25 protein-coding genes are annotated in these 23941 nt (G+C 67.4%); 5 read left to right on the top strand and 20 right to left on the bottom strand.

Going from position 1 to position 23941, the window contains the following annotated elements:
* The first annotated feature begins 67 nt into the window (after positions 1–67).
* From DFS13_RS00995 to DFS13_RS00985, 3 genes are all read left to right on the top strand, one after another.
* Positions 68–970, top strand: coding sequence for a hypothetical protein (locus DFS13_RS00995; RefSeq protein ID WP_062910416.1), 903 nt, complete (start codon positions 68–70; stop codon positions 968–970).
* A 160-nt stretch (positions 971–1130) separates the two neighbouring features.
* Positions 1131–2057: an ADP-ribosylglycohydrolase family protein gene (locus DFS13_RS00990; RefSeq protein ID WP_077175845.1), complete on the top strand. Its 927-nt coding sequence runs from the start codon at positions 1131–1133 to the stop codon at positions 2055–2057.
* An 87-nt stretch (positions 2058–2144) separates the two neighbouring features.
* On the top strand, positions 2145–2543 hold the full coding sequence (locus tag DFS13_RS00985) for a RidA family protein (RefSeq protein ID WP_034202185.1): 399 nt from the start codon (positions 2145–2147) through the stop codon (positions 2541–2543).
* A gap of 12 nt (positions 2544–2555) precedes the next feature.
* On the opposite strand, the gene DFS13_RS00980 is transcribed toward DFS13_RS00985, so the two are convergent.
* From DFS13_RS00980 to DFS13_RS00910, 15 genes are all read right to left on the bottom strand, one after another.
* A complete protein-coding gene (locus DFS13_RS00980) occupies positions 2556–3110 on the bottom strand; it encodes a GNAT family N-acetyltransferase (protein WP_006487190.1) in 555 nt (184 codons plus the stop codon).
* A gap of 172 nt (positions 3111–3282) precedes the next feature.
* Entirely contained in the window at positions 3283–4683 is a 1401-nt protein-coding gene (locus DFS13_RS00975) for an MFS transporter (protein WP_006487206.1), read from the bottom strand.
* Positions 4684–4719: 36 nt separating this feature from the next.
* Positions 4720–5964, bottom strand: coding sequence for an NAD(P)/FAD-dependent oxidoreductase (locus tag DFS13_RS00970; RefSeq protein WP_006487198.1), 1245 nt, complete (start codon positions 5962–5964; stop codon positions 4720–4722).
* On the bottom strand, positions 5961–6923 hold the full coding sequence (locus DFS13_RS00965; protein WP_111441292.1) for a VOC family protein: 963 nt from the start codon (positions 6921–6923) through the stop codon (positions 5961–5963). The genes DFS13_RS00970 and DFS13_RS00965 overlap by 4 nt, the downstream gene beginning before the upstream one ends.
* An 18-nt stretch (positions 6924–6941) precedes the next feature.
* Entirely contained in the window at positions 6942–8432 is a 1491-nt protein-coding gene (locus DFS13_RS00960) for an aldehyde dehydrogenase (RefSeq protein ID WP_006487205.1), read from the bottom strand.
* 72 nt (positions 8433–8504) lie between these two features.
* Entirely contained in the window at positions 8505–9332 is an 828-nt protein-coding gene (locus DFS13_RS00955) for an aspartate dehydrogenase (RefSeq protein WP_034202181.1), read from the bottom strand.
* Positions 9325–10992 carry a thiamine pyrophosphate-binding protein gene (locus DFS13_RS00950; protein WP_105865758.1) on the bottom strand — a complete coding sequence of 556 codons (1668 nt, stop codon included), beginning with the start codon at positions 10990–10992 and terminating at the stop codon, positions 9325–9327. Before DFS13_RS00950 ends, DFS13_RS00955 begins: the two co-directional genes overlap by 8 nt.
* Complete coding sequence (locus DFS13_RS00945; RefSeq protein ID WP_034202180.1) at positions 10985–11782, bottom strand: SDR family oxidoreductase; 798 nt, start codon at positions 11780–11782, stop codon at positions 10985–10987. Before DFS13_RS00945 ends, DFS13_RS00950 begins: the two co-directional genes overlap by 8 nt.
* Entirely contained in the window at positions 11779–12636 is an 858-nt protein-coding gene (locus DFS13_RS00940) for an IclR family transcriptional regulator (protein ID WP_006496928.1), read from the bottom strand. Before DFS13_RS00940 ends, DFS13_RS00945 begins: the two co-directional genes overlap by 4 nt.
* 38 nt (positions 12637–12674) lie before the next feature.
* Positions 12675–13571, bottom strand: coding sequence for an alpha/beta fold hydrolase (locus tag DFS13_RS00935; protein WP_006496927.1), 897 nt, complete (start codon positions 13569–13571; stop codon positions 12675–12677).
* An 18-nt stretch (positions 13572–13589) separates the two neighbouring features.
* Positions 13590–14117 carry a cupin domain-containing protein gene (locus tag DFS13_RS00930; RefSeq protein WP_006489904.1) on the bottom strand — a complete coding sequence of 176 codons (528 nt, stop codon included), beginning with the start codon at positions 14115–14117 and terminating at the stop codon, positions 13590–13592.
* Between the two features lie 34 nt (positions 14118–14151).
* On the bottom strand, positions 14152–14922 hold the full coding sequence (locus DFS13_RS00925) for an SDR family oxidoreductase (protein WP_006489881.1): 771 nt from the start codon (positions 14920–14922) through the stop codon (positions 14152–14154).
* Complete coding sequence (locus DFS13_RS00920; protein ID WP_006489909.1) at positions 14915–15985, bottom strand: aromatic ring-hydroxylating dioxygenase subunit alpha; 1071 nt, start codon at positions 15983–15985, stop codon at positions 14915–14917. Before DFS13_RS00920 ends, DFS13_RS00925 begins: the two co-directional genes overlap by 8 nt.
* A gap of 54 nt (positions 15986–16039) precedes the next feature.
* Positions 16040–16351, bottom strand: a complete 312-nt coding sequence (locus tag DFS13_RS00915) for a recombinase-like helix-turn-helix domain-containing protein (protein ID WP_006489911.1) — start codon at positions 16349–16351, stop codon at positions 16040–16042.
* Position 16352: 1 nt separating this feature from the next.
* Positions 16353–16670, bottom strand: coding sequence for a non-heme iron oxygenase ferredoxin subunit (locus DFS13_RS00910; RefSeq protein ID WP_006489883.1), 318 nt, complete (start codon positions 16668–16670; stop codon positions 16353–16355).
* Positions 16671–17114: 444 nt separating this feature from the next.
* Here DFS13_RS00910 and DFS13_RS00905 point away from each other — a divergent pair, with 444 nt between their 5' ends.
* Positions 17115–18194, top strand: a complete 1080-nt coding sequence (locus DFS13_RS00905; protein WP_006489902.1) for a porin — start codon at positions 17115–17117, stop codon at positions 18192–18194.
* Positions 18195–18302: 108 nt separating this feature from the next.
* On the opposite strand, the gene DFS13_RS00900 is transcribed toward DFS13_RS00905, so the two are convergent.
* The 5 genes from DFS13_RS00900 to DFS13_RS00880 form a co-directional block, all read right to left on the bottom strand.
* Positions 18303–19196: an IclR family transcriptional regulator gene (locus DFS13_RS00900; protein ID WP_006489889.1), complete on the bottom strand. Its 894-nt coding sequence runs from the start codon at positions 19194–19196 to the stop codon at positions 18303–18305.
* A gap of 275 nt (positions 19197–19471) precedes the next feature.
* On the bottom strand, positions 19472–19951 hold the full coding sequence (tecA, locus tag DFS13_RS00895) for a type 6 secretion system effector deamidase TecA (RefSeq protein WP_006489887.1): 480 nt from the start codon (positions 19949–19951) through the stop codon (positions 19472–19474).
* A gap of 340 nt (positions 19952–20291) precedes the next feature.
* Positions 20292–20498, bottom strand: a complete 207-nt coding sequence (locus tag DFS13_RS00890; RefSeq protein WP_006489891.1) for a hypothetical protein — start codon at positions 20496–20498, stop codon at positions 20292–20294.
* Between the two features lie 305 nt (positions 20499–20803).
* Positions 20804–21403 carry an alpha-ketoglutarate-dependent dioxygenase AlkB gene (locus DFS13_RS00885; protein WP_080322525.1) on the bottom strand — a complete coding sequence of 200 codons (600 nt, stop codon included), beginning with the start codon at positions 21401–21403 and terminating at the stop codon, positions 20804–20806.
* A 146-nt stretch (positions 21404–21549) separates the two neighbouring features.
* Positions 21550–22695: a metallophosphoesterase gene (locus DFS13_RS00880; RefSeq protein ID WP_006489901.1), complete on the bottom strand. Its 1146-nt coding sequence runs from the start codon at positions 22693–22695 to the stop codon at positions 21550–21552.
* Positions 22696–22882: 187 nt separating this feature from the next.
* Between DFS13_RS00880 and DFS13_RS00875 the strand changes: the two genes are divergently transcribed.
* Positions 22883–23785 carry a LysR substrate-binding domain-containing protein gene (locus tag DFS13_RS00875; protein ID WP_006489897.1) on the top strand — a complete coding sequence of 301 codons (903 nt, stop codon included), beginning with the start codon at positions 22883–22885 and terminating at the stop codon, positions 23783–23785.
* Positions 23786–23941 lie beyond the last annotated feature (156 nt).

Raw genomic sequence — 23941 nt, 5'->3', positions numbered from 1 at the left:
TATGCAAGAATCGCTTCCTCGAGGCAATCCCTGCTTTATCGCCCTCTTTCACCGAACGCCCCGTCGAATGCCCAAATGCCAGAATACGTATGAGCGGTTCCACACCCCAAGCGACGACATCGCCGCGCGGGAAGTCGCGGCGATGAGCGATGAGGAGCGTGCGCGCGCCAAGTCGGTGGGGAGCGTGCATGTCCGAAGCTGGCTCGCCATTCTGATGATGCCGGTCGCAGTCGGGCCTGCGATCCCGATGCTCGCGTATTTGCTGGGTATGCTTGCATACCGCGGAACGGTCGATCGGGCCTTCGATATGGATCGTGCGGTTGGCGAAACAGCCGTCACCGTCATATGGGTCACGGCGCTCTTCATCGCAGCGTGGATCGGCCTGAACTGGTGCGTCGCGACGTACGGCACCCGACAGCGGTACTGGCGTGAAATGCCGTCCAACGGGCATGTCGAATTGGAGCGCCATACGCTATGCTCGGCAATCGTCGTGTGGTCGGACGACTACGATCCGGAACCCCTCTACGTCGAGGAATGGATCGACGGCAAGCTCAAATCCAGCATGACCCGAGTCAGGCAGTGGATCCTGGCCCGAACGTCCGCCGGTCATTGGCTGGTGCTGGATCATCGAATTGCGGCAGACGGTCGGGGCGCGCCGCCAACGTTCCCCTCGGAGACGAAACGATTGATCCCGCGGCGAGAATTGGCAATAGCATTTGCGCCACGCACCCATATCCGCATCGGATTGAGATGGAGTGGACCCGCGGCGCCATTGACCGTGACGTCCTACCTGCTGTCTCACGCCGAATGTGAGCGCCTGGCTGCGGCGGCTCATCACTATGCTTTTTTTCCGCCGGATCAATATGGCGTCGTCGGTCCCGCCGATGCAGACTGGGTCGGGGAACTCGCCGCCAAGGCACTGGAGCGCGAAGTGCCTGTCGACGTGGCGGCCGGGCGAGCGTTGACGTGATCGTCGCGGGTCGTTTCTACGACGACTGCGGCCGCCACCACGCGAAGGCGGCCGGCGAACAGTCTGGACAGTACGCCAATTGGCGGCGACTGCATAATGACGGGGTTCAGCTCAAGGTCTTGTGCATGGTTTTCCGCCGCCCCAACCCGAATTCCTTTCGATGACACCGATTCCGAACCGACGATCCCGCCTGCGCGGCGGCCTGCTTGGCCTGCTGATCGGCGACGCGCTCGGCGTGCCGTACGAATTCCACGACGCCGCGTCGATTCCGCCTCCCGCCGCGATCGACATGACACCGCCGCCGGGCTTCGCGCGCGCGCACGACGGCGTGCCGCCCGGCACCTGGAGCGACGACGGTGCGCAGGCGCTCGCGCTGCTCGACGCGCTGCTGCGCGAGCACGCCCTGAATCTCGACACGTTCGCCGGCAACCTGCTGGACTGGTTTCATCGCGGCGCGTTCACGCCGGACGGCCGCGTATTCGACGTCGGCCTGCAGACGCAGCGTGCGTTCCACGCGCTGGCGGCCGGCGCCGCGCCCGCGGCAGCCGGGCCCGGCGACGAGCGCGACAACGGCAACGGCTCGCTGATGCGCTGCTTTCCCGTCGTGATGGTCGCGGCGTCGCGCGACGACGCGATCCGGCTCGCGCGCAAGCAGAGCGTCGTCACGCACGGCCACGTGCGTTCGCAGCTTTGCTGCGCGCTCTATTGCCTGACGGCGCTGGGCATCGTCGACGGCCAGTCGGCTCCCGACGCGGTGCGCACGGCCGAGGACGAACTGCTCGCGCGCCACGAAGGCACGGCCGATGAAATCGAACTGAAGATCGTGCTCGACGGCCGCTTCGACGCACCGCAAGGATCGGGCTATGTGGTCGACAGCTTCTGGTCGGCGATCCATTGCCTGCTGTCGACGGACAGCTACGAGGATTGCGTGAAGCGCGCGATCGCGCTCGGCAACGACACGGATACGACCGCGGCAATCGCCGGCAGCCTCGCCGGCGTGGTGTACGGCGAACGGGCGTTGCCCGCTCGATGGGTTGCGACGCTGCGCGGAAAAGACAAGGTCGAGGGCTGGCTCGCGAAGCTGTGAATACCGCTGTCGATCGCCCGTGAATCGAAGATGGCGGGCCGATCCGGGCCGCCCCGAACAACCGCATCAACCTGAGAGGATGCTCCGATGCTGCGTGCCATCAATCCCCCCGGCGCCACGATTCCCGGCATTTCGCAAGCGATACTCGTCGAAGGTGGTCAACCGCTGTATTTGTCCGGCCATGTTCCGTTCGATGCCGAGGGCGCGGTTGTCGGCGCCGATCATGCAACGCAGCTCGATCAGGTGTTCAGGAACATCGCCGATACGCTTCGCACCGCGGGTGTCGGCTTCGAATCCGTCGCGCGTCTGACGATCTATGTCCGCGATTTCGATTCGAGCCTGTTGCCGCAGATTCGCGAGGTGCGCGACCGCTGGGTCAACACCGCGTGCCCGCCCGCAAGCGCGCTCGTCGGCGTGGCATCGTTGTTCCGCCCGGAGGTACTGGTCGAAGTGGACGCGTTCGCGATCGTTCCTGCCGCGAAATAACCGGCCGCCGCATCAGCCTCGGCCGCGATCGCTCGCCAGCAACCCGTACAGCGCACTGTCCGACACTTCGTCGCCGACGATCCAGCGTTCGCGCAGCAGCCCTTCCCGCACGAAACCGAGCCGTTCAAGCAACCCGGCCGACGCGACGTTGCGCGGATCGATATCCGCCTCGATCCGGTTCAGCCGCAGCGCGCCGAAGGCATGATCGATCATCGCCGACGCCGCTTCGCACATGTATCCGCCGCGCCAGAACGCGCGCCGCAGGCTGAAGCCGATCTCGGCTCGCCGGCACTGCTCGTTCGCATGGAACAGCACGCATTCGCCGAGCGCTTCGCCGGTTTCCCGCAGTTCGAGCACGCAGACCAGGCTCTCCCCGCTCGCGGACGTCTGCACGTTGCGCGCGACGCGCGCCTCGGCCTGCTCGATCTGCGTCATCGGCGAGAACGAGAAGTAGCGCATCGCTTCCGGATCGGACCAGATCTCGAAGAAAGTCGGCGCGTCTGCTTCGCGAAGCGGGCGCAGCACGAGTCGAGCGGTATGCAGCGTGACGGGTTCGAACAGGGGCATGGCAATCGTCTGACGAAATCGGGACCGTGAATTAGAACACGCGCGCCACGCGCCAACAATCGCGCGTACGCTCGGCACCCTGCACGCCCCCGCGAGGCGCCCCCGAAACAAAGAGGCCCGGGAGCATCGCCCGGGCCTCTCGGTTCACCTCATCCACCGCTGCGCAATGCGCTTACGCCTCGAGCGCCTCCAGCACCTTCCCCTTCGTCTCGATCCCGACGAAGTGCACGGTCAGCGCCGCGATCAGCGGCACGACGCCGATCAGGTAGAACGCCGGTGCGAGATTCCCGCCGATGATCGCGTGCGGCACGACCATCGGCGCGACGAACGACGCGATCTTCAGCCACGCGCTGCCGAGCCCGCAGCCCGACGCGCGGATGCTCGTCGGATACTGCTCCGGCGTGTAGACGTACGCGGTAATGAAGCCCGACGCCATCAGCCCGAGCGACAGCGAGCAGAAGATCGCGACCACGTACACCGACGACGCGTGATAGATGCCGGCGAGCGCCAGCGACAGCGCGCACAGCACGAACGACCACACGATCACCGGCTTGCGGCCGAGCTTGTCGACCAGCAGCGCGGACGCGAGCGACCCGAGCACGCCCATCACCGAGCCGATCACCGCCAGATTCAGCGCGAGCTGCAGCGGTGCGTGATAGAAGTTCTTGTAGATCGTCGGCAGCCACGTCGACAGCCCGTACTGGATGAATCCGCAGGTCGCCCACAACGTCGCCACCGCGAGCGTGCGCTTGCGATACGCGGCGCTGAACAGGTCGCTCATCCTGCGTTTCGGATGCTGGCGCACCAGTTCGTCGAACGCGGCCACCTGCGTGACGGGCGGCAGCTCGCCGCGCACCGATCCTTCGAACACGCCAACCGCACGCCCGGCTTCCGCGAGCCGCCCGCGCGACGCGAGCCAGCGCGGCGATTCCGGCACGAGGTGCGTGAGCACGAGCGACAGGATCAGCGGCAGCCCGCCGACGAAGTACATGATCTCCCAGCCGAAGCGCGGCACGAGCCACGCGCCGAGCGCCATCGACACGAGCAGGCCGATCGGGAACACGATCTCGTACAGCAGCACGAAGCGGCCGCGGCCATGTGCGCGCGTGATCTCGTTGATGTACGTCGCGGCGACCGGCAACTCGCCGCCGAGCCCGAGCCCCTGCAGGATCCGCAGCAGCACGAACACCTCGAAGGTCGGCGCGAAGCCGCACGCGATACTCGTGATGCCGATCACGGCCGAACTCCACGCGATCGCCTTCACGCGGCCGTGCTTTTCCGCGAGCGCGGGAAACAGGAACGCGCCGATCAGCTGGCCGATCGCGCCGGACGCGATCAGCATGCCGATCTGCGTCGGCGACAGCCCCCATTTGTGAATCAGCAACGGCAGCGTCGCCGCGATCGTGATCACGTCGAAGCCGTCGAAGAACGTCGCGGTGCCGATCAGCACGCGTGCGCGGATCTGCATCGAGTTGGCCGGAAGCCGCTCGAGCCGCGCGATGATCGCGCCGGGCGTGGAGGCGGCAGCTTCCATCGTGGCCCTGCCGGCCACGACGTTGTCGAAAGTGCTCATGCGGGGTGTCTCCTGGATCTCTTTCCGGTGGGCCGGTCAGGCAAGCGCTTGGGTCGTGTCTGCCAGGGCTTCCGTATCCACTGCCCGGCCCTGGTTCATCCACTTGCGCGCGAGTTTCAGCTCACGCGCGTTGTTCACGGCGATGACACCTCTCACATGTCCGTCGCCGACAAAAAACAGCGTCGCACGACGCGCGGCGAGATCGCCGCGCACGACGAGCTGCGCATCGGCCGGCAGATCGCCCAGGATCTGCAGGTTCACGTCGTACTGATCGGACCAGAACCACGGAATCTCCGCGTACGGTGCGCGCACGCCGAGCACGGCCTTCGCCGCCGCGATCGCCTGGTTCTGCGCGTTGGCCCACGATTCGAGCCGCACGCGCCGCTTCAGCCAGCCGTTGTGATGGTTCGCGACGTCGCCGCACGCGAAGATCGCCGGGTCGCTCGTCGCGCCGTATTCGTCGACGACGATGCCGTCGTCGACCGCGAGCCCCGCGTCGCTCGCGAGCGATGCGTTGAGCGCGAGGCCGATGCCGGCCACCGCGAAATCGGCGTCGATCGTCGTACCGTCGGCGAGCGTCGCGCGCACCTTCGACGCGTCGTCCGGCCGCGGGTCGAGCGACGCGAGCGCGGCGCCCGTCCGCACGTCGACGCCGTTCGAACGATGCAGGTCGAGCAGGAAGTCGGACACGATCTGCGGCACCGAGCGGCCACACAGGCGCGGCGCGCCTTCGACGACCACGGCTTCGACGCCGAGCTTGCGCGCGGTCGCCGCGACTTCGAGGCCGATCCAGCCACCGCCGATCACGAGCACGCGCCGGCTCGCGCGCAGCTTCTCGCCGAGTGCGGCCGCTTCGTCGAGCGTGCGCAGGTAATGCAGGTTCGGCGTGTTGACGAGCGCATCGGGCAAGCGACGCGACGTACCGCCGGTCGCGATCACGAGCCGGTCGTATTCGATCTCGCGGCCGCTTTCGGTTTTCACCACGCGGCGTGCACGGTCGATGGAGGCCGCACGTTCCGGCTGCCATGCTTCGACGTTCAGCGCGTCGAATTCGTCGGGACGCACGACGCGCACGGTTTCGATATCCGCGTCGCCGGCCAGCACGGCCTTCGACAGCGGCGGGCGCTCGTACGGCAGATGCGGCTCGTCGGCGATCATCACGAGGCGGCCTGCGTATCCTTCGGCGCGCAACGTCTTCAACACCCAGCCGGCGGCCTGGCCGCCGCCGATCACGACGACCGTGGCCGGCGCGGCCGCTTCCCGCGCGTTCGTTTCGCTCATGATTTGCGCTCCGTCATGAACTTGCCTTCCGGCGCCTTCGCGTTCTTCTGCCGGCGCGTATTGCCGTCGAGGCCGCCGTCGACGGCCCATTCGGCGAACACGGTCGGGCCCGGCTCGAATTCGCGCGGCTGCCATTCGGGCGTCAGCACGTCTTCGTCCGCGTAATACTCGATCAGGCCGCCGGCCGGGTTCTGGAAGTACCAGAAGTACGCGGACGACACCGGATGGCGCCCCGGGCCGAGCTGCGTTTCCCAGCCGCAGCGGTCGATGTGCATGCCGCCGCCGAACACTTCGTGGATGTCGCGCACGGTGAACGCGACGTGGTTCAGGCCGCGTTTTCCGTTCGGCAGCGCGAGCAGGAACAGGTCGTGATGGCCGCCGTGCGGCGCGCAGCGCATGAATGCGCCGCGGCCCGGATAACGGTCCGACGTCTCGAAGCCGAGCAGTTCGTGATAGAACTTTTCCTGCGCGTCGAGGCAGTTCGTGAAGAACACGACGTGCCCGACCTCGACCGGCTCCGCGCGCGCATAGACCGGGCTCGGCTGGTCGACGCGCAGCGTCTGGCCCCACACGTTCGACGGCGAGCCCGCGATGTCGAGTGCGCGCTTGCGCGTGACTTCGACGCGAATCGCCATCCCGTTCGGATCGATGCAGCCGACCGCATCGTCCAGTGCGTAATAGCCGGGTTGGCCGGCGAGCTTCGTGCGCAGCGCGTCGAGTTCGGCCTGCGTCGCGACGCCCCACGTGACTTCGCGCAGCGTCGGACCGGCCTCGAACGCCGGCGGCAGCGCCGGATCGTCGGCCTTGACGGCCAGCACGGTGCAGCCGTTCAGCGTTTCGAAGCGGGCGCGCGTGTCGTCGTGCGCGACTTCCTTCATCCCCCAGTCGGCGAAAAAGCGCCGGCAGGTGGCGAGGTCGTCGACACCGTACGTGATCTGCTCGATTCCCAAGATGCTCATTGCGTCATTCCCCTTCGCTCAGTTCGCCCACGGCAGCGGCGCGTCGTTCAAGCCCCAGTAGAGGCTCTTCTGCTGCATGTATTCGCGGATGCCGAGACGCCCCTTCTCGCGCCCCATCCCGCTCTCCTTCCAGCCCGAGAACGGCGTGGAGATCGAGAACAGCTTGTACGTGTTGATCCAGACGGTGCCCGTCTCGAGCGCCCGCGCGATGCGCCATGCGCGCTTGTAGTCGCGCGTCCAGATGCCGGCCGCGAGGCCGAACACGCTGTCGTTCGCCTGCGCGATCAGCGATGCTTCGTCGTCGAACGGCATCGCGACCAGCACCGGCCCGAAGATTTCCTCCTGGCAGATGCGCGCGCTGTTCGGCAAGCCTTCGAGAATCGTCGGTTGATAGAAGAAGCCGTTCTCGCGCCCGTCGCCCGCCGGCCGCTCGCCGCCGCACAGCAGGCGGCCGCCTTCTTCCAGCCCGAGCGCGACGTAGCGTTCGACCGACTCGCGATGCTTCGCGGTGATCAGCGGGCCCATCTGCGTGTCGGGCCGCGTCGGGTCGCCCACGCGCAGCTTGCGGGCGCCCGCCACCAGGCGCTGCATGAATGCGTCGTACACCGCGCGCTGCACGAACAGCCGCGAACCGGCGATGCAGGCTTCGCCCGACGAGCTGAAGATGCCATACAGCACGCCGTTGACCGCGTGATCGAGATCGGCGTCGTCGCACACGATCGTCGGCGACTTGCCGCCGAGTTCGAGCGACACCGGCATCAGCTTCTCGGCCGCGATGCGCGCGATGCCGCGACCAACCTCGGTGCCGCCGGTAAACGACACCTTCTTCACCAGCGGATGACGCACGAGCACGTCGCCGATCACCGAGCCCTTGCCCGGCAGCACGCTCAGCACGCCCTTCGGCACGCCGGCTTCCTCGCAGATGCGCGCCAGCGCGAGCGATACGAGCGGCGTGACCTCGGCCGGCTTGAGCACCACCGCGTTGCCGCCGGCCAGCGCGGGGGCGAGTTTCTGCGCGTCGGACGCGATCGGCGAATTCCACGGCGTGATCGCGGCGATCACGCCGATCGGCTCGTACACGCTCATCGTCAGGTAGTCGCCGCGCGACGGCGTCAGTTCTTCGTCGAGCGTCTCGAGGCAGGCCGCGAAATAGCGGAACGTGTTCGCGGCGCTGGCCACCAGCACGCGCGTCTCGCCGATCGGCTTGCCGTTGTCGCGGCGCTGCAGGTTCGCGAGCGCTTCGTGGCGCTGCATGATCAGGTCGGCGATGCGGTACAGCACCTGCGCGCGCAGATGCGGCTTCAGCCCGGCCCAGTCGGCGCGACGCCATGCGGCGTCGGCCGCCACGACGGCGTCGGCCGCGTCTTCCGCGTTCGCCGTCGACACCTCCATGTTCACCGACTGGTCGGCCGGATAGATGCTCGTGTAAGGCGCGCCACGGCCGCGCCGCCACTCGCCGCCGATCAGGATGTTGCCGTCGGGTACGAGGCGCGTATCGAAAGGAGTCATGTCACAAGTCCCACAAATCTGTCTCTGCACGTCCGCCCTCGCCGTGGCGCGGGCGGACGCTCGATGGTCCGGTCAGATCACGCAGCGGGCCGCGCGGTTGCGCAGCGCGCGAATCGCGCTGTACGCCGTCAGCGCGGACGTCTTCGGGTTGTCGGGCAGCGGCTTGCCGCTCATTTCCAGCGACATCTCGCCGAACGCGCCGCGTGCGGTGATGCGATGCACGTTGCGCGCCACCGCCGGATCGGCGATCAGGCGCACGTGCGTCGCGTCGAGACCGAGGCCCGCGAGCGCGACCGTCGCCGCGACGTTCGCGTTCTTCGGATACAGCCGCGCGGCGTCGCGTGCAGTGCCTTCGAAGATCACCTTTTCTCCGGTCATCGCGCGCAGGTCGCACAATTCCTCGGCCGGCGTGCCGAGCCAGCCGAGCGGCGGCTTGCGGCCGACGTACAGCACTTCGTCGAGGCCGCCCTGCTTCGCGGACGCCAGCGCGTCGATGCCGCCGATCGCACCCGACAACAGCGTCACCGTCGTGCCGCCTTCGTCGGCGGCCTGCGACAGCACGTCGAGCAGCGCGAGATCGGACAGCGCGCCGATCGATGCGACCGCGCAGTCGGTGCCGGCCTTCAGCAACGGCACGACGTGATCGACGAGCGCGCTGTGGCCCGCGCATTCGAGCGCGAACTCGGGGCGGCGGGCCAGCGCGTCGACCGACGACACGACCTCCACCGCGTCGCCGAGCTCGCCCTGCACCGCCGCGCGCTGGTGTGCCGGCACGATCACGTGCGCGACGCGCAGCGACGCATCGTGCTCGACCGCGTGGTACACGGCCGCGCCGATCGCGCCGAAGCCGATCATCGCGACGTCGACGGGCGCGTGCGCGCGCTTCTGGCCGTTATGCATACTGGCGCTCCGTCGGCGCTTCCGTCTTCACCGGCGGCCCCGCGAAGTTCGACGCGAACGAACCGACCGACAGCATGTCGACCTCGACCATCACCGGCCCTTCCTTCGCCATCCCTTCGCGCACGATCGCTTCGGCCTGGTCGAGCGACGTGATCCGGTAGTGCGTGAGGCCGAAGCTCGCGCAGAACTGCGCGAAATCGGGCTGGTGCAGCTGCACGAAGCAACGGCGGCCGCCGTAGTGCGCGTCCTGGATGTTGCGGATCACGCCGTAGCACTGGTCGTTCATCAGCACGATCATCACGTTCGCGTTTTCCTGCACGGCCGTCACGAGCTCGCCGACGTTGACCATCAGGCCGCCGTCGCCGACGAGGCAGACCGTCTTCGCCGCCGTGCCCGCAAGCGCCGCGCCGATGCCCATCTGGATACCCTGGCCGATGCCGCCGCCGAGCGCATGCACGCCCGAGCGCGGCTCGAAGATCTTCAGCAGGCGGTTGCCCCACGTGCTGTTCGAGATCGTCACGTCGCGCACCCAGTTGTAGTCGCGGCCCACCACGCCCTGCAGCGTGTCGACGAGCTTCTTGTACGGCCCGAGGCCCTTCGACACGTCGGCCACCGCTTCCTCGCGGGCCGCCGCGAGATCGGCCGCGAACCGCGGATCGACCGACAGGCGGCCTTCGAGGCGATCGGCCAGTTCGGCCAGCACGCGCTTCGAATCGCCGTGCACGAACAGCGCGTTGCGATAGCCGCGGTTGTCGGCGAGCGCATCGGCATCGACGCGGAACAGCGGCTGCGGCAGCGCGAGCTTGTACTTCAGCGTTTCGTTGCCGCGCAGGCGCGAGCCGACCACGACGAGCGCGTCGCAGGTCTTGTAGAACGCCTCGACGGACGCATGCACGTTGAACGCGCCGAGCGTCGCCGGATGATCTTCCGGCAGCACGCCGCGGCCCTGCACGCTCGTCACGACGCCGAAGCCGAGCTTCACGAGGCGTTCGACTTCCTCGCGTGCATGGCGTGCCCCGCCGCCGAGCCACAGCAGCGGGCGGCGCTTGGCCGCGAGCGCGTCGGCGAGCTTCGCGACGCGGGCGGTGTCGTGCTCGCGCACCGCGACGTGGGCGGGCGCGAGGTCTTCCGGCCATTCGATTTCGGCCGCCTGGATGTCGATCGGAATCTCGACCGACACGGGGCCCGTCGGCGCGGTCTGCGCGATGCGCACGGCTTCGCGGATCGTCGGCAGCACGGTTTCGACGGTGCGCACGCGGAACGCGGCCTTCGAGATCGAGTCGAGCATCGACAATTGGTCGGGCGCTTCGTGGATGTACGCGAGATCCTGGTCGAGATACGGTGTCTCGATCTGCCCGGTCACGTGCAGCAGCGCGGTGCCGGCCGTCAGCGCCTCGACCATCGCGCCGGCCGCGTTGCCGGCCGCCGTGCCCGTGCTCGTGAATGCGACGCCGAGGCCGCCCGACACGCGGGCCAGCCCGTCGGCCATGTTCAGCGCACCCGCTTCGCCGCGCGCACCGACATACCGGATGTTGCCGCGCGAATTGATCGCGTCGAGGATCGGCATGTTGTGGATCGAGATGACACCGAATGCGGTTTTCACGCCGCACTGCTCGAGAAAGGCGGCAATCAGCTCGCCAACCGTGGTTTTTTTAGACATGGCGTGCAAAGCCTCCAGAAACGTCGATATGGCTGCCCGTCGTGTAGGACGACAGATGCGTTGCGAGATAAAAAAGTGCCCAGGCCGCCTCGTCAGGCTTGCCGAAGCGGTTCAGCGGAATGTTCTTCTTGCGGGCGAGCGCGCCCGTCCAGTCCTCCCAGCTTTCGCCGGGCTGCGCCTGCGTGTCATAGCGGCGGCGCCACTGCCCCGACTCGACGATGCCGATCAGGATCGAGTTCACGCGGATGCGCTGCGGCGCCAGTTCAGTCGCGAGCGACTTCACGAGACTCAGCACGCCGGCACGCGCCGACGACGTCGCGACCATGTGCGGCTCCGGCTGCAGCGCGAGCAGCGAGTTCACGCAGGTGATCGTCGGCGCAGCCGCATCGCGCAGCAGCGGCAGGAATGCGCGCGTCGGGCGGATGATGCTGAAGTACTTCAGTTCGAGTTCTTCGCGCCAAGCGTCGTCGGTCGTGTCGGCAAAGGTCGAGACGCGGCCCTGGCCGGCGTTGTTGACCAGCATGTCGGCGCGGCCGAAACGCGCGGATACCGCTTGCGCGAACGCGGTCACGTCGGCTTCGTCGAGCACGTTGCAGCGCGTGGCCAGCAGTCGTGCATCCGCATACTTGCCGCGCAGCATCGTCTCGGCGCGTGCAAGGCGTTCGTCGTCGCGGCCGCAGATCGCGACCGACGCGCCTGCCTGCAGAAACCGTTCGGCTGTCGCGAGTCCGATGCCGGACGAACCGCCCGTCACCACCGCCACTTGCCCGCTCAGATCGATCTGGATCATCGGAGTCCTAAAGCTTTGAGAAACGTGTGCTCGTCATCCGAGCGGTAATTCAGCCGCCGCGACAGTTCCGCCGCCGCGCGCTGCACCTTGTCGATCAGCCCGTCCGCGATCAGCGCCGCGTCGATCTCCGGACGCGGCACCGTCACCGTGATGCAAGCGACGATCTTCTGCGTCTCGTTGCGCACCGGCGCCGTGACGACCGAGATCCCGCGCTCGAACGACGAATTGCTGACGCCGTAGCCGCGCAGCGCATCCTCGCGGATCACTTCGTACAGCGCGTCGACCGTTTCCGGCGTCGCGCTCGTCATCCGGTTCAGCACGCCTTCCGGATACAGCGCATGCAGTTCCTTCAGCGACAGGTCGCCCATCAGCACGTGGCCGTGCGTCGTCGCATGCGCGGGCAGCCGGGTGCCGACGTTCACGCGGATCGAACTGAACACCGGCGACTGGCTCTGCGCCTTCGCGACGAACACCACGTCGCGGCCGTCGCGGATCACGATGTGCGTCGTGAAGCCGGTCGCATCGCGCAGGCTTTCGATCACCGGCAGGCCGAGATCGGTCAGCTCCAGCGAGCTCAGGTATTCGAAGCCGAGCCGAAGCACGGCGATGCCGAGCTTGTAGTTGCGATCCTTGTCCGCGCGTTCGAGAAAGCCGAGCGATTCGAGCGTCTGCAGCAGACGGAACACCGTCGTGCGCGGAATGCCGAGCCGCTTCGACAGTTCAGGCGCGCCGAGCACGGGCTCGCGCGGCGAGAATTCGGCGAGAATCCGCAACCCGCGTTCGAGGCCCGGCACCACGTAGCTGGCTTCGGCCTTCGCGTTTTCGGATTCGTTTTGTTGCAGCGGTTCGCTCATTTATGCCTCCCGCGAACCAAGGTGAGCGTGGGGGGACTTCATGCCAGCCCCCACTGCGTATCGCACTGCCGGCAGAACGAGTCGATCAGCGCGGAATACGCGGCCGGCGCTTCCACATAGCCGGCGTGCCCTGCCTGCGGAATCACCTGCAGCCCGACGTGCGCGGCCGCGGCGATCCGCTCGCACGCGGCGGGCGGCGTGATCGCGTCGTTCGCGCCGACGGCCACGGCCGTGCGGCCCCGGAAGCCGGCGAGATCGGCCGCGAGATCGGCGTTCGCGAGCAGATGCGTGGCCTGCGCATAGCCGGCCGGCACGATGCGCGCCATGTTCCAGCGCACCCATGCCTTCGCCTCCTCGTTCGCGAAACCGGACAGCATGTTGCCGCTGCGCTGCTCGGCGAGCCCGGCCGGGCCGAGTTCCGCGAGCATCGCGAGCCGCGCGTCGCGGCGCGCTTCGCGGGTCTCGGCCGGTGCGCTGCCGTAGCCGCCCGCGGGCGACACCAGCAGCAGGCCGGCGATCCGCGCGGGCGTCACGCGGGCGAGGCCGCCCGCGATGATCGCGCCGAGCGAATGGCCGACCAGGACGCAGCGTTCGATGCCGAGTGCCTCGAGCCACGCGTTCAGCGCTGCCGCGTAATCGGCGGCGGCCGGCGACGCGCCGTGCACGGGCGTCGACACGCCGTATCCGGGCGCATCCCACGCGAGCACGCGCCGCGACGCGCCCAGCGTGTCGAGCTGACGGACCCACGACGCGGCGCCCGAGCCGATCCCGTGCAGCAGCACGACGGGCAGCGCGCGGCCCGCATGCTGCGCGCCGGCCTCGCGATAACCGATCGTGCCCGCCGCGCCGGCCGCGCAACGCTGCTCGGGAAACTGCCCGAGCAGCGCGGCGAACGCCGCGGTGCGGTCGCGTTCACGTTTGTCGATGACACTCATTGCTTCACCCGCTCCGTCTCAACGCTTGATCTTCGCGAGCGGCGAATCGGGCGGATACGTCGGCGTGATCGGCTTCGACGAACCGAGCATCACGCACATCAGCGCATCTTCCTCGCCGATGTTGATTTCCGTGCGATACACGCCCGGCGGCACCGAGATCAGGTCGCGCTCGCCGAGGATCGCTTCCCACGTCTCGCCGTCGCGCTCGCAGATCACCTTCATCTTGCCGCGCAGCACGAAGAAGATTTCCTCGACGTCGATATGGATGTGGCTCGGCCCGATGTTGCCGGCCGGGATGACCATCGTCGAGAACGTGAAGTTGCCGGCCGGCACCGTGTTGACGTCTTTCGCGACGCCCGTGCCGCCCGTGCCGACATAGCGCATCTGCGCACGGCGGTACTTCGGGTCGTAATCGGCCTGGAACTTCAGCGCGTCCCAGTCGTAGCGCCGCGTCGCATAGCGCGCGACGCGCCCTTCCATCCAGTCGTTGAAGCTTGCGCCTTCCGGCTGGTCCCACGACTTGCGTTCGAGATCGGCGTCCGCCATCGTCCTCTCCTTCATTCCGAGTGAAAACTGCAATTCAGTTCATTACGAAGCCGCCGTTGACCGGCAGCAGTTGGCCCGTCACGAAGCGCGCGCCGTCCGACAGCAGGAACAGCACCGGGCCCGTCACGTCGTCGGGCACCTGCGCGCGTGTCAGCGCACGGCCCTGCAGGTAGAACGCATGGCGTTCCGCCGGCACGTACGCGGTCGCCTCGACTTCGGTCAGCCCCGGCGCGATCGCGTTGACCGTCACGCCGTGCGCGCCGAACTCGCGCGCCTGCGCATGCGTCATCGCGATCACCGCGCCCTTGCTCGCGACGTACGCGAGCAGCTTCGGCGCGCCCCACAGCGCGGTGTCCGACGCAAGATTCACGATCGCGCCGCGACCCGACCGCGCGAGGTGCGGCAGCGCCGCGTTGCTGACGAGCCATACGCCGCGCACGTTCACGTTCATCACGGCGTCCCACGTCGACACGTCGAGCTCCGTCGACAGCTTGCCGCCCGAGTTCGTGATCGCCGCGTTGTTGATCAGCGCGTCGAGGCCGCCGAGCGCCGCCGCGCCCTGCGCGACGAATGCGTCGATGCTGGCCGGATCGGCGAGGTCGAGTGCGAAGAAATGCGCGGTGTGGCCGGCTTGCGCGAGCTGCGCGGCCAGCGCGCGGCCCTCTTGCGCGAGCACGTCGCCGAACGCGACCTGCGCGCCCGCTTCGACCAGCGCCTTCACGAAGGCGGCGCCGAGACCGCGCGCGCCGCCCGTGACGAGCACGCGGCGACCGGGCAGCGCGACGATCGGAGCGAGCTCAGCCATTCGCGGGCTCCGCGGCGGCATGCGCCGCACGATGCGCGTCGAGCGCGGACAGGTGTTCCTGCGCACGCTGGCGCAGCATCCGGCGCACACGCGTGATGCCGACGTCGTGCTGGTACAGGTATTCGTGATCGCGCGCATGCGGCGCGAGGCTTTCGAGGACGTAGCGATCCTGCTCGAGCACGTCCCAGTGCAGACCCTCGAGGCGGTTGCGGTACATGAAGCGCCACACGTCGCGCTGCCAGCCGCTGACCTTGCGGGTACGCCAGAAATAGACCTGGCAGTGGTCGCCGTCGACCGGCGTCGCGAAGCCGATGATCCCGAAGTTGCCGCCGGGGCCGAACTTCTGCTTGTACGGAATCGCGAGACGCATCCACAGGCAGCCCGTTTCGCCGAGCTCGACCCAGTCGAAGTTCACGTCGCGCTGGCCGATCTTCTCGAACATCAGCCCCGTTTCGGTCTTGCGCACGCGCATGTCGGCCTGCTTGTCGCCTTCGGCCATCGAGTGCGACGTGGCGTGCAGATACGCGCCGTGCATCGGGTCCATCACGTTGTCGATCGCGTACTGGTAATTGCACTTCCAGTTCGATACGCACAGGAAGTGGCCATACTCTTCGGCGACCAGTTCTTCCGGCAGGTTCAGCGGCGCCGGCTCGCCGTGCGCTTCGTCGCCGAACCACAGGAAGATCGCGCCGGCCTTCTCTTCGACCGGATACGACTTCACGCACTTCGTGCCTTCGAGCGGACAGTTCGACACCGCCGGCACGCGATTGACCGTGCCGCCGCCGTCGACTTCGATGCCGTGATACCAGCACGCGATGTTGCCGCCGAGGTTCCAGCCGAGCGACAGGCGCGCGCCGCGGTGCGGGCAACGGTCTTCCAGTGCGTGGACCTTGCCGTCGTGATCGCGCCACAGCACGATCTGCTCGGACAGGCGCGTGAGGCCGACCGGTGCATTCGACACCTGCCAGCTCGGTGCGACGGGATACCAGTAGTTCTTGATGCCGCGGTCGAGATAGTCACGGACCGGGTCGTGTTGGGCTTCGTGTTGGTCGGGGGACGTCATCAGTGTGCTCCGGATTCGGTTGTCGTCGGGTCGGTGGTCACGCGGCGCGCGCGCTCATTCCGCCAGCGCGGCCATTTCGGCGCGAAAGCGCGCCGCGGTCCACGCGGTGCCGTCCGGCGCGCGGAAGCCGATGCGGTTCAGGCCCGCGACGACATCGTCCAGCTCGGTCGCGCCGCTCTCGAACACGCGTTCGAGCGCATCGCCGAGGTCGTTCTCGTACTGCGTGGGTGCGGCCTTGCGGTTCTGCCAGACCTGGTTCTCGACCTGGCCGGGGATTTCGATCTGCCCCTTGCCCGCGATGTTGTTCGGCTGCGGCGCCACCCACGGCTTCAGGAAGGGATTGAAGTTGACGGTCGCTTCTTTCATGTCATTCCACCTTGATCTGGATTTCCTCGCCGGCGAGGCGCACCGCGTACTGCTTCAGCGCGCGCCCGCCCGGCCCCTTCAGGCATTCGCCCGTCTTGATGTCGAACACGGCCTCGTGCAGCGGGCATTCGACCGTGCCTTCGTCGACGAACCCCTGCGTCAGCAGCGCGTACGCATGCGGGCACACGTTCTCGAGCGCATACACGTCGTCGCCGACGCGGTAGATCCCGATTTCCACGCCGTCGGTCCGCTTGAACTCGATCGGCGTGTCTTCCGACAGCGCGCCGGCGTGACCGGCGCAAATCCATTGTTCAGACATCTCACACCCTTCCTTCTGATCGACTCTCGGTTTGTTCCGATTTGTTCCATATCCGGAACAACAGTTTATGGATGGTGATTATAGGAGCGACTTTCCACGAGTAAAACAAAAAGCTGCATGTCCTAGGGAAAACACCGACCGTCAGGTCGACGCACCCTTTCGCCTACCTGATCGAATGTAATTTTTTGTTATTCGACGGGGATTTATCGGCTTTTTCGAGACATCTCGCCGGGTTGCCTGGCGTCGGCACCGCGCCCATCCGTCCCGAAAAATTTATTTTTGATCCGGCGCTCAGCGCCTCTATACTCCATTCCATCAGAGGCACACTGTTCCTTATATGGAACATACGAATGCCCATGCGGCGATGAACATGCGCGACGGCCGGCCGTCCCCGCGCAGGCCGTCACGACACGTATTCATCAGGTTGGAGAGTCAGGAGACAAAATGGTCAAGCATGCGGTAGCAGCGGCAGTCATCGGAATGGGCGCCGCGTCGGGCGCGTGGGCGCAGAGCAGCGTGGTGCTGTACGGCAGCATGGACGCGGGGATCGCGTACGTGAACAACGTCGGCGGCCACGCGAAGTGGGCGATGATCCAGGGCAATACGCAGCCCGACCGGTGGGGCCTGAAGGGCAAGGAAGATCTCGGCGGCGGGCTGTCCGCGATCTTCCAGCTGGAAAACGGCTTCTATACGAACAACGGCCAGTTCGCGACCGCGAACACGATCTGGAACCGCGCGGCGTTCGTCGGCCTGAGTTCGGAGCGCTACGGCACGCTGACGCTCGGCCGCCAGACGCCGCTGACGTTCGACTATCTCGATCCGCTCAGCACGGCGTACCTCGCGATGAGCTGGTTTGCGTTCCACCCGGGCAACATCGACGGGCTCGCCGCGACCGGCAACGTGCCGTACAACAATTCGGTCAAGTACCGTTCACCGACCTTCGCGGGCTTCTCGGCCGCGGCGACGCTCGCGCTCGGCAACACGACGAACTTCTCGACCGGCAAATCGGTCGGCGTCGCGCTGAACTACGTGAACGGGCCGTTCAAGGCGTCGGCCGTCTACTCGAACGAGCACGACCGCGCGATCCTGATCAGCCAGACGGGCATCACATCGTTCCAGGGGCAGAACACCGCGAATGGTTACCTTGCGAACAAGGTCGAGAACATCGGCGCGGGCGCGTCGTACCAGATCGGCGACTTCCTCGTGCACGGCCTCTACACGCGCGTGAAGATGCAGTCGAACGGGTTTTCCGACACGTTCCAGAGCTACGACGCGGGTGTGAACTACCGCAGCAGCGCGTTCAACACGATCGCGGGCGGCGCAGCGACCACGACGCTGGCCGGCCGCCGCTGGACGCAGGTCGAACTCGGCGACATCTACGCGTTGTCGAAGCGCACGCAGCTGTATGCGAACGTGCTTTATGAACACGGTTCGGGCGGTGCGAAGGCCGCGTTCTTCACGGCCGGCGTGTCGAGCACCGCGAACCAGGTGATCGTGCTGACCGGCATCCATCACTCGTTCTGAGCAGGTTTGCGCGCCGCACGTGCGGTGCCGGAAAACGACGAGAGCGGCCCGCGGGCCGCTCTCGTCGTTTGCGATGCCGCGCGCCGCGGCCGGATCGATGCACGAGCGTCAGAACATCGCGACCTTGTGGCGCGCATGCGCGAACGTCGGGTCGCTTTCGAGCGGACGATAGTTCAGCCGTTGCGACAAGTCGACCGCCGCACCGCACACAGCTTCGACGAGCCGCTCCTTCTCGCCGGCCTCGCCGATCTCCGAGCGCGGCACCGTCGCGGTGATCGCCGCGACGATCGAGCCCGAATGATCGCGCACCGGCGCGGTCACGGCCGAAATGCCGCTCTCGAACGCTGCCTCGCTGACCGCATAGCCGAGCCGCGCGTAATGACGCACGCGTTCGTACAGCTCGTCGACGGTGCCCGGCGTGCGCTCGGTGAACTGTTCGAGCTTCTTTTCCGGATAGAGCTGCCGCAGCGCGTCGCGCGTCAGGTCGCCCATCAGCACGTGGCCGTGCACGGTCGCATGCGCGGGCAGGCGCGTGCCGACGTGCACCTTCACCGAACCGAACATCGACGCATTGCTCTGCGCCTTCGCGACGAACACCACGTCACGCTGGTCGCGGATCAGCAGGTGCGTCGACAGGCCGGTCGAATCGCGCAACCGCTCGAGCACGGGCGTGCCGAGATCGGTCAGTTCGAGCGAATTCAGGTATTCGAAGCCGAGCCGCAGCACGCCGACGCCGAGCCGGAAATAGCGGTCGCCGTTCACGCGTTCGAGGAAACCGAGCGCTTCGAGCGTCTGCAGCAGGCGGAACGTGGTCGTACGCGGAATGCCGATGCGCTTCGACAGTTCGGGCGCACCGAGCACCGGCTCGCGCGCGGAGAATTCGGCGAGGATCCGCAGCCCGCGTTCGAGCCCCGGCACCAGATAGGACGAAGCGCCGCCCGACGACTCGTCGTCGCCAGGCACCGCCGGATCGGGTGCATCGCTCATCGTTGTCTTGACCATGTGGACATGGACGGAAGGAAGTCGGTCACGAAACGGGTCATCGATCGTCGTGGATATTCGGTCATGCTACCTCAGTGCGCGCCTGGGCTCGCACCGGCGCGCGGCGCCGCGCTGCAGCATGCGCGGCCACGCCGCCATGACGCGTCATTCAAGGTCGAGAGGATAGCAGCGTTGGACGGCGCGACGCCATGCGGAAATCGCCGAACGGCGGGAAGGCGGCCGCGCGGCGCGCCCGGGCAACGGTGGCCGGAGCGGGAGACGGGATGCCGCCCCGCCTACAGGCGCGACAGATGGACGCGAATGGTCGTGCGATCGTACGTAAAACCGCCGGCCGGATCCGGCTGCAGCGCCCGCGCAAGGTCGACCGGATTCATCCATCCGGCGCCCAGCAGCCCGCCGTTGATCGCGCGAATCCGGGTGCCGCCGACCGCAATCGCCGCATGAAAGACATTGCCGCCGCGCGCGAAGCCGACCGCGGTGCCCGCCGGAATGCTCGCGCGCCCGTCCCACTGATCGCCGGTTTCGAAGTTGAACCGCGTCCTCCACGATTGACCGGCCGTATCGAGCAGCGCATCGGGCGCGATCAGCGCGTCGGCACGCAGCAGATAGCGGACATAGGCCGCGGCGTCGTAGCAGACGCCGCGGGATACGTATTCGTCGATGTTCGCCATCCCGAACATCAGCGCTTGCGCGTGTTTTTGCCGTTCGGCGATGCCGGATTGGGCGACATGCCCGCCTAACTGGGTCAACTGCACGGATAGCTCCTTTCAGGGAAGCGGGACGTCGTCGTCCCGCCGGTGCGATAACTTCATATCTTATTACGATATGGCTCGGCATTTTCCAGACGCGCTCGCACCATGCGTGGTTCGCATTGACTCGGATGCCGCGAGTCCGCGTGCAGGCTTGCGCCACGCATGCCGCATCGTCGGCGCGATGCCCGAGCATCGAACGGCACGGATCATTTGGCGCGACGAACGCCGGCAGACGATCGCCTCGCACAGCGAAAAACGAAAACGGAAAACGGTCGGGAAAGCACCGTCCGGAAACGGACGGCACAGAGGAAGACGATCCCCGCGCGGGATCGCCGCGACGGCGTCAGGCCGTCACGGCGTCGTCATATTCGGCGCGGGCAAGCTGGCCGGCGGCGTATGCCTCGGCTTCGCCGCGAAAGCCTTCGCGGCTGAACGCCACGACTTTCACGCCGACGCCGGTCGCCCGCTTCACCGTCAGCGCCCATTGCCATCCGCCGTCTTGCTCGAAGACGTGCAGCGAGGGTTCGAAGGAAGGGTCGAGTACGGTCACGCGTTTTGCTCCTGCCCCGTTGCGCGCTGCATCGGCAGCGCACGGAGACATGTCGAAAGGGGCGCGCCGGTCTGCCGACGCGTTTCTACCATTCCACAGTCTAGTCAATAATTGTTGCGACGCACCATCAGAGGTTTCACTCACCTATCGGAACCGGGCGGTCGATCGAATCCATCTGTAAGCCTTGCGGAACGGGCCTGAGCGCCACGTCGGGCCGCCACGCCTTGCGTTCGTGCGGCAACGTGCCGCACGCGCGGCCAATTGCTTGCATCGGCCTTTCGTGGATCACCGAAACGGGGCGCGATCTATTCGGCCGCCATCGACACGCGCCGGAACGTCAGGTTGATGCGTTCGCCCTGCACGCCCGGCGCCTTCGGCACGCGATGCTGCCATTCGGCCTGCGTGCGGCCGCGCATCACGAGCAGGCTGCCATGCACGAGGCGGTACGTGTGCGTGGCGCCAGTCGTGCGATGGCGAAGATCGAACATCCGCATCGCGCCGAGGCTCACGGACGCGATCACCGGCGCGTCGCCGAGTTCGGGTTCGTTGTCCGCGTGCCAGCCGAGGCTGTCCAGCCCGTTGCGATAGCGATTGAGCAGCACGCTGTTGAAACGCACGCCGCACGTCGCCTCGACTGCATGCTTGAGCGCAAGCACGCCCGGCATCCATGGCTGCGGCACGTTGCGGATGCCCGAATAGACGTACACGGCATCCGGTTCGCCCTGCCACGCGGTGAGCCGCGGCAACGGAATGCGTCCGCGCGGCGTGCGGATCGTGTCCTGCCGCCACGCGACCTCGTCGATCAGCGTGGCCAACGCGCGGTCGGCTTCGGGCGGCGCAAGCCAGTCCGGGTACCAGTCCACGTCTGGCGCGGGCGTATCAGCGAAAAGATCGGGCGTCGACATGTCGGCAGGAACGGGCGAGGAACGAACGAGGCATGCCTGCATACTAGCCAACGGCGCCGCGCGCCGCCATGCGCCGTCATTCGACGTGGAAAGAAAAGAACGCGGCCGCGCCCCGCGGTGCACGCGTCTCGCCTCGCGGCCCTCCGCTAGCCGCGCGTCAGCCGGATCAGCGTGATCTCGGACGGCACGCCGAAGCGGTTCGGCGGCCCCCAGTAGCCAGTGCCGCGGCTCGTATACAGCCACATGTCGCCGAAGCGGTTCAGCCCGCCGATCACCGGCTGCTGCAACCGTACGAACGGCGGCCACGGCAGGAACTGGCCGCCATGCGTGTGCCCCGACAACTGCACGGTAAAGCCCGCGCGGTTCGCCGCCTCCGCGCTGCGCGGCTGGTGCGCGAGCAGGATCTTCGTGCCGACGTCGCGCGGCGCACCCGCCAGCGCCTGCGCGGGGTCGCTGCGATGCGCGGGATCGAAGCCGCCCGCCGTGAAGTCGGTCACGCCCGCCAGCACCGCGCGCGCGCCGCCGCGCTCGATCAGCACGTGTTCGTTCAGCAGCACCGTCAGCCCGATACGGCGAAATTCGTCGATCCACGCATGCGCGCCTGCGTAGTACTCGTGGTTGCCCGTCACGAGGAAGGTGCCGTGCCGCGAGCGCATCTGGCCGAGCGGCGCCGTGTGTTCGCGCAGGCGCTTGACGGAGCCGTCCACCACATCGCCCGTCACGGCCACCAGGTCGGCGTCGAGCGCATTGACCGCGCGCACGATCCGTTCGATATAAGGCCGCTTGATCGTCGGCCCGACGTGAATGTCGGACAGTTGCACGATCGTCAGCCCGTCCAGCGCGGCCGGCAGCCCGGCAATCGGAATCGACACGCGCTTGACCGCCGCCGTGCGGCGCGCGCCGACGAACCCGATCGCGGTCACGAGCACCGCGGCCGCCAGCACGCCGAGCGCCGTGTCGGGCGCGGCGCCGCTCCATGCGCCGTCATGTCCGAGATGGCGCCACGCGAGCACGCCGAGCAGCACGATGTCGCGCACGAACGTCAGCACCAGCAGCGACGAGAAGAAGCCCATCGCGAGCGCGCCGGCCCAGCCGACCAGCGTCGCGGCCCAGCCTTCGTCGAAGCGGCGCGAGAACATGCCGACCGGGATCAACACGACGAAACTCGCCAGCACGAGCGCCGCGATCGTCCGTGCGAGCGGCGACGCGAACGCATCGGGAATGATGCGCATCCCGACATACAGATGGAACAGCACGCCGATTGCAATGAACCGGACAAAGAAACTTCGCATGAAACGTTCACCTTCGTTGCACGACCGCTTCCACGACCTGCGTCGCACGGGCCGCGATGCCCGGTGCGGCGCGTCGCGCCCTACGCACGATGGTACACAGATCCCGGTCGCGACGACGGGTCGCGCCTCACGGTGCCGCGCCGTGCGGCTTCGCGCGATAATCGGCCATCCTCCCGCTGCCAGATCCATGCGCTTCGATCTCGTCGACCTCAAACTTTTCACGCACATCGCGGAAGCGAACAGCCTGACGCGCGGCGCCGAACGCGCGCACCTGTCGGTGCCGGCCGCCAGCACGCGCATCAAGCACCTCGAGGAACAGGTCGGCGTGAAGCTGCTGAGCCGCACGAGCCAGGGCGTCACGCTGACCGCGCCGGGCGAGACGCTGCTCGCGCATGCGCGCCGCGTGCTGCGCCAGCTCGAGCAGTTGACCGGCGACCTGCAGGAATATGCATCGGGCGTGAAAGGCCACGTGCGCGTGTTCGCGAACACCACGGCGATGAGCGAGTTCCTGCCGGGCGTGCTGCGCCACTATCTCGTCGACCATCCGGACGTGACGATCGACATGCAGGAGCGGCTGAGTCCCGACATCGTGCGCGCGGTGCAGGAAGGCATGATCGACATCGGCATCGTCGCCGGCGACGTGCGCACCGACGGGCTGCAGGCGATGCCGTACCGGCGCGACCGCCTCGTGCTCGCGACCGCGCTCGGGCATCCGCTCGCCGGCCTGGCATCGACGCCGTTCGTCGCGACGCTCGACCACGACTTCATCGGCCTGCCCGAAGCGAGCGCGATCCACGCGTTCCTGAAACGCGCGGCCGCCGACGTGCAGCGCACGCTGCGCTGGCGCATCCAGGTCAGCAACTTCGAGACCGCGTGCCGGATGATCGAGGCGAACGTCGGCGTCGGCGTGCTGCCCGAAGGCACCGCGCGCCGTCATGCGAAGACGATGGCGCTGCGTCTCGTCGCGCTCGAAGACGACTGGGCCGAGCGCCAGTTGCAGATCTGCGTCGCCGATCTCGATGCGCTGCCGCGCTTCGCGCGCGATCTCGTCGACCTGCTCGTCGAGGACGCGCGCGGTCAGCCCGACTGAGCGGATTCGCATGCGTTCGACGGGCAATCGGCGTGTTACGCGCCGATTCCGCTGCGTCGGCATCGCAAATTCCGCTGCGTGATGTCGTCTGACGATCCTTTACAGTCCGTTAGCAACCCTACGCGAGCTTGGGCTGGCAAAATCGCGGCGTTCCGG

Source organism: Burkholderia sp. 28_3, from assembly GCF_003253915.1.
Classification (GTDB): domain Bacteria; phylum Pseudomonadota; class Gammaproteobacteria; order Burkholderiales; family Burkholderiaceae; genus Burkholderia; species Burkholderia cenocepacia.
Note: the sequence above shows the minus strand (reverse complement) of the source record. Positions and strands in the feature narration are given on the sequence as shown.

Excerpts from the sequence above, each read along its gene's own strand:
- DFS13_RS00970 (WP_006487198.1), bottom strand. The coding sequence starts at position 5,964 with ATGAGCGAAACGAACGCGCGGGAAGCGGCCGCGCCGGCCACGGTCGTC.
- DFS13_RS00880 (WP_006489901.1), bottom strand. The coding sequence starts at position 22,695 with ATGCGAAGTTTCTTTGTCCGGTTCATTGCAATCGGCGTGCTGTTCCAT.
- DFS13_RS00930 (WP_006489904.1), bottom strand. The coding sequence starts at position 14,117 with ATGGCGGACGCCGATCTCGAACGCAAGTCGTGGGACCAGCCGGAAGGC.
- DFS13_RS00950 (WP_105865758.1), bottom strand. The coding sequence starts at position 10,992 with ATGTCTAAAAAAACCACGGTTGGCGAGCTGATTGCCGCCTTTCTCGAG.
- DFS13_RS00960 (WP_006487205.1), bottom strand. The coding sequence starts at position 8,432 with ATGACTCCTTTCGATACGCGCCTCGTACCCGACGGCAACATCCTGATC.
- DFS13_RS00995 (WP_062910416.1), top strand. The coding sequence starts at position 68 with ATGCCCAAATGCCAGAATACGTATGAGCGGTTCCACACCCCAAGCGAC.
- DFS13_RS00910 (WP_006489883.1), bottom strand. The coding sequence starts at position 16,670 with ATGTCTGAACAATGGATTTGCGCCGGTCACGCCGGCGCGCTGTCGGAA.
- DFS13_RS00965 (WP_111441292.1), bottom strand. The coding sequence starts at position 6,923 with ATGAGCATCTTGGGAATCGAGCAGATCACGTACGGTGTCGACGACCTC.
- DFS13_RS00990 (WP_077175845.1), top strand. The coding sequence starts at position 1,131 with ATGACACCGATTCCGAACCGACGATCCCGCCTGCGCGGCGGCCTGCTT.
- DFS13_RS00885 (WP_080322525.1), bottom strand. The coding sequence starts at position 21,403 with ATGTCGACGCCCGATCTTTTCGCTGATACGCCCGCGCCAGACGTGGAC.
- DFS13_RS00925 (WP_006489881.1), bottom strand. The coding sequence starts at position 14,922 with ATGGCTGAGCTCGCTCCGATCGTCGCGCTGCCCGGTCGCCGCGTGCTC.
- DFS13_RS00940 (WP_006496928.1), bottom strand. The coding sequence starts at position 12,636 with ATGAGCGAACCGCTGCAACAAAACGAATCCGAAAACGCGAAGGCCGAA.
- DFS13_RS00905 (WP_006489902.1), top strand. The coding sequence starts at position 17,115 with ATGGTCAAGCATGCGGTAGCAGCGGCAGTCATCGGAATGGGCGCCGCG.
- DFS13_RS00920 (WP_006489909.1), bottom strand. The coding sequence starts at position 15,985 with ATGACGTCCCCCGACCAACACGAAGCCCAACACGACCCGGTCCGTGAC.
- DFS13_RS00975 (WP_006487206.1), bottom strand. The coding sequence starts at position 4,683 with ATGAGCACTTTCGACAACGTCGTGGCCGGCAGGGCCACGATGGAAGCT.
- DFS13_RS00900 (WP_006489889.1), bottom strand. The coding sequence starts at position 19,196 with ATGGTCAAGACAACGATGAGCGATGCACCCGATCCGGCGGTGCCTGGC.
- DFS13_RS00955 (WP_034202181.1), bottom strand. The coding sequence starts at position 9,332 with ATGCATAACGGCCAGAAGCGCGCGCACGCGCCCGTCGACGTCGCGATG.
- DFS13_RS00915 (WP_006489911.1), bottom strand. The coding sequence starts at position 16,351 with ATGAAAGAAGCGACCGTCAACTTCAATCCCTTCCTGAAGCCGTGGGTG.
- DFS13_RS00985 (WP_034202185.1), top strand. The coding sequence starts at position 2,145 with ATGCTGCGTGCCATCAATCCCCCCGGCGCCACGATTCCCGGCATTTCG.
- DFS13_RS00935 (WP_006496927.1), bottom strand. The coding sequence starts at position 13,571 with ATGAGTGTCATCGACAAACGTGAACGCGACCGCACCGCGGCGTTCGCC.
- DFS13_RS00980 (WP_006487190.1), bottom strand. The coding sequence starts at position 3,110 with ATGCCCCTGTTCGAACCCGTCACGCTGCATACCGCTCGACTCGTGCTG.
- DFS13_RS00875 (WP_006489897.1), top strand. The coding sequence starts at position 22,883 with ATGCGCTTCGATCTCGTCGACCTCAAACTTTTCACGCACATCGCGGAA.
- DFS13_RS00945 (WP_034202180.1), bottom strand. The coding sequence starts at position 11,782 with ATGATCCAGATCGATCTGAGCGGGCAAGTGGCGGTGGTGACGGGCGGT.